Genomic DNA, 7218 nt, shown 5'->3' on the forward strand with positions numbered 1-7218 from the left:
GCGCATCGTGCCGATCATTCCCGACGAGGCACGCACGTTCGGGATGGACTCCTGGTTCCCCACCCTGAAGATCTACAACCCGTTCGGACAGCTCTATACCTCAGTCGACGCCGACCTGATGCTCGCCTACAAGGAGAGCCCGGACGGCCAGATCCTGCACGAGGGCATCAACGAAGCCGGATCTGCAGCATCTTTCACCGCCGTCGGCACGTCGTATGCGACGCACAACGAGCCGATGATCCCGCTCTACATCTTCTATTCGATGTTCGGTTTCCAGCGAACCGGCGACAGCTTCTGGGCGGCAGCCGACCAGATGACCAAGGGCTTCATCATCGGTGCGACCGCAGGCCGGACGACGCTCACCGGAGAGGGTCTGCAACATGCGGACGGGCACTCGCCCCTTCTCGCGGCCACCAACCCCGCTGTGGTGTCCTACGACCCCGCGTTCGCTTACGAGCTCGCGCACATCGTCGACGACGGCCTGAGGAGGATGTACGGCGAGGATCAGGAGAACATCTACTACTACCTGACCGTCTACAACGAGCCCATCACACAACCGGCGGAACCCGAGAACCTCGACGTCGCGGGTGTCCTCAAGGGCATGTACCTCTTCCAGCAGGCGCCGTCGGACAAGCAGCTCTACGCCAACATCCTCGTCTCCGGCGTGACGATGCCCGATGCGTTGAAGGCCGCGGCGATACTCGCCGACGACTGGGGCGTCGGAGCGAACGTCTACTCGGTCACCTCGTGGGGCGAGCTTGCTCGTGACGGGATCGCGTTTGACCGCGCCGCCGTGCGCGAACCGGGCGTCACACACCCTGAGCCTTATCTGACCGAGGTACTAGCGCAGACCGTCGGCCCGTCGATCGCGGTCAGCGACTACATGCGCGGCGTCCAGGAACAGATCCGCGCATACGTTCCGGGGACCTATCTGACGCTCGGCACAGACGGTTTCGGGTTCTCCGACACGCGCCCCGCTGCACGCCGGGTATTCAACGTCGACGCCGAGTCGATCGTCGTCGCGACGCTTGTCGGCTTGGCACGCGACGGCAACATCCCGTTCACCACCGCTGCAGAGGCCGCCGAGAAGTACCAGATCACCGACGTCCACGCAGCCAAGGTGTCCTACGCCGACACCGGCAGCGCCTGAGCGCAGCAGGGTCTCGGCGACGAGCGACGGTTCAGCGTCGAGGCCCGGCGACCTCGTGGTCGCGACTACATTGAGGGTGTGTCCGAGCCCAACATGACGCCCCCGCCCGTCGATGTCTTCGGCGCGCGGGGCGCTCATGTGCCCGCACCGGCAACCGTCCACGACGCACTGCCCGACACCCTGTTGCGCCGCGTCAAGCAGTACAGCGGCCGACTGGCGACCGAGGCCGTGCATTCGATGGCCGATCAGCTGCCGTACTTCTCCGACCTCGACGCCGCGCAGCGCGCGAGCGTGCAGTTGGTCGTCCAGACCGCCGTCGTGAACTTCGTGGAGTGGATTCAAGACCCCGAGGGCAACGTCAAGTTCACCGTTCAGGCGTTCCAGGTGGTTCCCCAAGACCTCGCACGACGCATCTCGCTGCTTCAGACGGTCGAGATGGTTCGCGTCGCCATGGAGTTCTTCGAGAAGTGGCTGCCGTTGCTCGCGCGCAACGACACACAACTACGTGCCCTGACCGAATCGGTGCTGCGCTACGGCCGTGAGATCGGGTTCGCCGCGGCATCGATCTACGCGTCGGCGGCGGAATCGCGCGGAGCCTGGGATTCGCGCCTTGAAGCGCTCGTCGTCGACGCCGTGGTCCGCGGAGACAGCGGACCTCAGTTGATGTCGCGCGCGGCGGCCCTCAACTGGGACTCGGATGCGCCTGCGACCGTGATCATCGGGGCGCCCCCTCCAGAACAGAACGTGTCGGTGCCGCTCGCCATCCACAACACGGCCAAACAGCACGATCGCGCCGCGCTGTCGGTCGTGCAGGGGTCGATGCTGGTGGCCATCGTCAGCGGACCGATCGTGACGAGCGACGCCTTCGGCGCCGCACTTCTCGATCACTTCGCCGACGCCCCGGTCGTCATCGGACCGACAATGCCCAATCTGACCGCCGCCCACGCGAGCGCCAACGAGGCAATGGCCGCGATGGCCGCCGTCGACGGCTGGCCGAACGCCCCGCGTCCGGTACACAGCGTCGAATTACTCCCAGAGCGCGCGCTGAATGGAGACCCGTCGGCGACCACGGCACTCATCGATACCCTCGTTCGGCCACTCGCCAAGGGTGGGCCCACGTTGGCGACGACCCTCGAGACCTATCTCGACACCGGCGGCTCCGTGGAGGCGTGCGCACGCGAACTGTTCATTCATCCAAATACTGTTCGCTATCGCCTCAAGAAGGTCGCCGAATTGACCGGACGTGATCCAACACACTCCCGAGATGGCTATGTCCTACGCATCGCCGCCACAGTAGGACGTTTGACACACTTCAAGAACGAATCATCGTCACGAGCCACATGAGAAACATCGTTAACAAGACCTCCGTACCGTTTTCGCAGGCAGACGCGTTTTGGGCACATTTGTGTAACGAATCTCAGAGTGGTGACGATGGGATAGCCACTGAGGTCACCATTGTGGGAACTCCACAAAAACTCTCGTGAAGGTTCATCGACCTCAACACCCACAAATTCACGCCAGAGGGTGTTCTCTGGTCACGTGCTTTCCTTGCTAGCGCCCGGACAGGGCTCACAGACACCCGGCATGCTCGCTCCTTGGCTAGAGCTTCCCGGCGCGCGTGACCAGCTGGCCATCTGGTCCAAACTCGCGGGACTCGACCTCGAACGGCTCGGGACGACCGCAACTGCCGACGAGATCACCGACACCGCGGTCACCCAGCCGCTCGTCGTGGCGAGTGCGCTTCTGGCGTTCAACGAGTACGCCAAGAACCACGAGCTACCCGACGATGCTGTCGTCGCGGGCCACTCCGTCGGAGAGCTCACCGCGGCAGCCATCACCGGTGTGATCACCTTCGACGAGGCCGTTACGCTCGCCGCCGTGCGCGGCGCCCAGATGGCCAAGGCATGCTCGCTGCAGCCGACCACGATGGCCGCCGTCCTCGGAGGCGACGAGCAGGAAGTCCTCGCACGTCTCGACGAGCTCGATCTGGTCCCGGCGAACCGCAACGCCGTCGGCCAGATCGTCGCAGCCGGTGACGTCGCAGCGATCGACGAACTCATCGCCAATCCGCCCGAGAAGGCACGCACTCGCAAACTGGCTGTCGCGGGCGCCTTTCACACGCGCTTCATGGAACCGGCACGCGACGCCGTCGCGCAGGCGGCCGCGTCGATCACCCCCTCCGACCCCACGCGCACGCTGCTGTCCAACTCCGACGGCCAGCCCGTCACAACGGGAACCGAGGCCCTGAGCAAGCTCGTCGAGCAGGTCACCTCGCCGGTCCGCTGGGATCTGTGCTCGGCCTACATGCGCGATGCGGGCACCGACAGCATCATCGAGCTGACGCCGGCCGGAACCCTGGTCGGCATCGCCAAACGCGAACTCAAGGGTGTCGGTTCGGTGGCGCTCAAGGTCCCCGCCGACATCGAAAAGATCTGACCGAGAAAACGTGACCGAGAAGGTCGACAAGCTTGGATAGCGGTCGCGCTCATCCGCGACCCCCGGAAACCGGACGAACCGGTTGTCCAAACATCAGTGGCCACGCGCCAGCGATGTTCCGGAGTTCACATTCACAAGCACAACGAAGGGAACCACACAGTGGCTGCCACCCAGGAACAACTCATCGCCGGCATCGCCGAGATCATCGAAGAGGTCACCGGCATCGAGCCGTCCGAGGTGACCATGGAGAAGTCGTTCGTCGACGATCTCGACATCGACTCGCTGTCGATGGTGGAAATCGCCGTGCAGACCGAGGACAAGTACGGCGTGAAGATCCCCGACGAGGACCTCGCGGGCCTGCGTACCGTCGGCGACGCCGTCTCGTACATCCAGAAGCTCGAAGCAGAGAACCCCGAGGCTGCGGCCGCGATCCAGGCACAGGTCGCGTCCGATCAGAAAGCCGGCTCGTGACCTCATCGCTCCGCGATTACTCCACGCTGGGGGGCAACTTCCCCAGCGTGGTGGTCACGTCGATGGTTGCTTCGACATCGCTCGGTGAGGACCTCGATTCGACCTGGAAGGGTCTTCTCGCAGGCGAAACCGGCATTCGTGAGCTGACCGACGACTTCGTCACGAAGTACGGTGAGCTCCCCTGCCGCGTCGGTGGCCGCATGGTCAAGGACCCAGCGGAAGAGGTGACCCGGATCGAGGCACGTCGCATGGCGTACGTCGAGCGCGTCGCCCACGTCATGAGCAAGCGCCTCTGGGCGCAGGCGGGCGAGCCCGAGGTCGATCCCGATCGGTTGGCCGTTGTGATCGGCACCGGACAGGGTGGCGGTGACGCGATGGTCGACGCCGTCAAGGCAATCGAACAGTCCGGCAACTACCGCAAGGTGTCGCCGCTGGCCGTCTCGATGGCCATGCCGAACGGTCCCGCGGCCGTCGTCGGACTCAACATCGGCGCCCGTGCGGGCGTCATCACCCCGGTCTCGGCGTGCTCGTCGGGTGCTGAGGCGATCGCTCATGCATGGCGTCACATCGTGCTCGGCGAGGCCGACATGGTGGTTGCCGGCGGCGTCGAAGGACACATCGATGCGATCCCTATCGCGGCGTTCTCGATGATGCGCGCGATGAGCACCCGCAACGACGACCCGGCAGGCGCTTCGCGCCCGTTCGACAAGGATCGCGACGGCTTCGTCTTCGGTGAGGCCGCAGCCATGCTGATCATCGAACGCGAAGAGCACGCCAAAGCACGAGGTGCGCATATCCACGCGCGCATCCTCGGTGCGGGTATCACGTCGGATGGCTTCCATCTGGTCGCACCTGATCCGAGTGGTCAGGGCAACGCGCGGGCGATGACCCGCGCTATCCAAACGGCGGGCCTGCAGCCCTCCGACATCACCCACATCAACGCTCACGCCACCTCGACCCCCATCGGCGACACCGCCGAGGCAGCGGGTATCGCGGCGGCGATCGGCAATCACGCCGCCATCTACGCGCCCAAGTCCGCTCTCGGTCACTCGATCGGAGCGGTCGGTGCGCTCGAGTCGGTGCTGACCATCAAGAGCGTCGAAGAGGGCGTGATTCCGCCGACACTGAATCTGGAGAACCTCGACCCCGAGTGCGGCGATATCGACGTCGTGCACGGCGAGTCTCGGTATGGGCAAATCGATTACGCCCTGAACAACTCGTTCGGATTCGGTGGACACAACGTGGCATTGGCCATCGGTCGCTACTGAGTAGTACCCCGACCCGGTCACGCTATCGGCCGCGACGTCGACGTCTCCGGTGTAGTACCCATACACCGGATGGTCGACGTCGCGGTCGGCGCCACCACACCTCCCCAACTCGCAACGCAGCAGTAGGAGACAGCGATGACCACACTGGCGCCCATCACCGGCCACGAGGACGCGGTCGATCCCCGCGATCCGATGCTGCGACTGACCAACTTCTTCGACGAGGGCGCCCTCACGCTCCTCCACCCGCGTGACTCTTCAGGTGTGCAGGCAGCGATCGGGCTCGTGCACGGCGTGCGCACCGTCGCCTACTGCACCGACGGCACCGTCATGGGCGGCGCGATGGGCATCGTCGGATGCGCACACATCGTCAACGCCATCGACACCGCCCTCGCAGAACAGGCCCCGGTCGTCGGGATCTGGCACTCGGGCGGAGCTCGCCTCGCCGAAGGCGTCGAAGCTCTGCACGCCGTCGGCGGAGTGTTCGAGGCGATGGTGAGGGCCTCCGGCTACATCCCACAGATCTCCGTGGTCGTCGGCTTCGCGGCAGGTGGCGCGGCATACGGGCCGGCCTTGACCGACGTCGTGATCATGGCTCCCGCCGGACGTGTCTTCGTGACGGGCCCCGACGTCGTCCGCAGCGTGACCGGCGAGTCCGTCGACATGGAGTCGCTCGGCGGCCCGCACACCCACGGCAAGAAGTCCGGCGTCAGCCACATCACCGCCGACTCCGAACCCGACGCGTACTGGCGTGCACGACGACTCGTCTCGACGTTCGGCAAACAGGGCCACTTCAACCGAGAGCAGGCAGAAGCAGGCGACTCCGACCTGCAGGCACTGCTACCCGAATCTCCACGACGCGCCTACGACGTCCACCCCATCGTCGCGAAACTCCTCGACACACAACTCGCCGCCGACGGTGAGACCGAAGTGTCGAGTTTTGAAGAGCTACAAGCGAAGTGGGCTCCCAACATCGTCATCGGCTTCGGCCGACTCTCCGGCCGCAGCGTCGGCGTCGTGGCCAACAATCCACTGCGCATGGGCGGCTGCCTGAACTCCGAAAGCGCCGAGAAGGCCGCGCGTTTCGTGCGCCTCTGCGACGCCTTCGGCATCCCACTCATCGTCATCACCGACGTCCCCGGCTACCTGCCCGGCGTCGACCAGGAGTGGAACGGCGTTGTTCGACGCGGCGCAAAACTGTTGCACGCCTTCGCCGAATGCACCGTGCCCCGCGTGACCCTGGTGACCCGCAAGATCTACGGCGGCGCCTACATTGCGATGAACTCACGCTCGCTCGGCGCGACCGCCGTATTCGCCTGGCCCGGCTCCGAAGTCGCCGTCATGGGCGCAAAAGCCGCCGTCGGCATCCTCCACAAGAAAGCACTCGCCGCCGCGCCAGACGACGAACGCGACGCACTCCACGAGCGTCTCGCCGTCGAACACGAACAGATCGCAGGCGGACTCGACCGGGCACAATCGATCGGCGTCGTCGACGAGGTCATCGACCCCGCCAAAACCCGCAGCATCATCGCCGAGGCTCTCGCGTCCGCCCCCGCGCGGCGCGGGAGACATAAGAACATACCTTTGTGATTTGGCGGCGACTCCGTCGCCGCGTGTTGGCCGGCCGGTCACTACCGCTCCCTCACGCCCTCCAGACCAACGCGATTCGGCCCCGGCAGTAGGCGGGTTCACATGATCGTCGCAACACTCTCAGGTGAGAGGTTGCGGCGATCATGTCGTTTCAGGAGGACTGTGTTCGGTTCGGTGACCAGTTGGCGAGGCTGGTGGATGCCGGGGTGCCGGTGAAGGAAGCCGCTGTTGGGGTGGGCGAGCCGCGGCATCGGTGCTACGCGATTCTCCGGGCGATCGGTCGGCCGGAGGGGCGGGCTCGTCGGC

General features: G+C 65.2%; 7 protein-coding genes. 6 read left to right on the plus strand and 1 reads right to left on the minus strand.

The window, feature by feature from the left end; all coding sequences use genetic code 11:
* The 6 genes from B3T59_RS23530 to B3T59_RS23555 all read left to right on the plus strand — a co-directional run.
* Positions 1-1150: transketolase-like TK C-terminal-containing protein (locus tag B3T59_RS23530; protein ID WP_414652121.1), on the plus strand; the 1150-nt coding region annotated here is incomplete at its 5' end.
* 93 nt (positions 1151-1243) lie between these two features.
* The gene (locus B3T59_RS23535) at positions 1244-2494 is read left to right on the plus strand and encodes a PucR family transcriptional regulator (RefSeq protein ID WP_197502339.1); all 1251 of its coding nucleotides are present in this window, start codon (positions 1244-1246) and stop codon (positions 2492-2494) included.
* Between the two features lie 195 nt (positions 2495-2689).
* Positions 2690-3586, plus strand: a complete 897-nt coding sequence (locus tag B3T59_RS23540) for an ACP S-malonyltransferase (protein ID WP_005206425.1) — start codon at positions 2690-2692, stop codon at positions 3584-3586.
* Positions 3587-3745: 159 nt separating this feature from the next.
* Complete coding sequence (gene acpM, locus B3T59_RS23545; RefSeq protein WP_005206424.1) at positions 3746-4057, plus strand: meromycolate extension acyl carrier protein AcpM; 312 nt, start codon at positions 3746-3748, stop codon at positions 4055-4057.
* Complete coding sequence (locus B3T59_RS23550) at positions 4054-5325, plus strand: KasA/KasB family beta-ketoacyl-ACP synthase (protein WP_005206423.1); 1272 nt, start codon at positions 4054-4056, stop codon at positions 5323-5325. Before acpM ends, B3T59_RS23550 begins: the two co-directional genes overlap by 4 nt.
* A 135-nt stretch (positions 5326-5460) precedes the next feature.
* Positions 5461-6912 (plus strand): acyl-CoA carboxylase subunit beta, encoded by a 1452-nt coding sequence (locus B3T59_RS23555; RefSeq protein ID WP_251722443.1) that lies wholly within the window; start codon positions 5461-5463, stop codon positions 6910-6912.
* A gap of 98 nt (positions 6913-7010) precedes the next feature.
* Here the strand turns inward: B3T59_RS23555 and B3T59_RS23560 are convergent.
* Positions 7011-7218 (minus strand): hypothetical protein (locus B3T59_RS23560; protein ID WP_287005272.1); only part of this gene is annotated, 208 nt, incomplete at its 5' end.

The organism is Gordonia sp. UBA7860 (assembly GCF_002500165.1).
Classification (GTDB): Bacteria; Actinomycetota; Actinomycetes; order Mycobacteriales; family Mycobacteriaceae; genus Gordonia; species Gordonia sputi.

What these genes read in the sequence shown, in the direction of transcription:
- B3T59_RS23535 (WP_197502339.1), top strand. Translation starts at nt 1,244, where the DNA reads ATGACGCCCCCGCCCGTCGATGTCTTCGGCGCGCGGGGCGCTCATGTG.
- B3T59_RS23555 (WP_251722443.1), top strand. Translation starts at nt 5,461, where the DNA reads ATGACCACACTGGCGCCCATCACCGGCCACGAGGACGCGGTCGATCCC.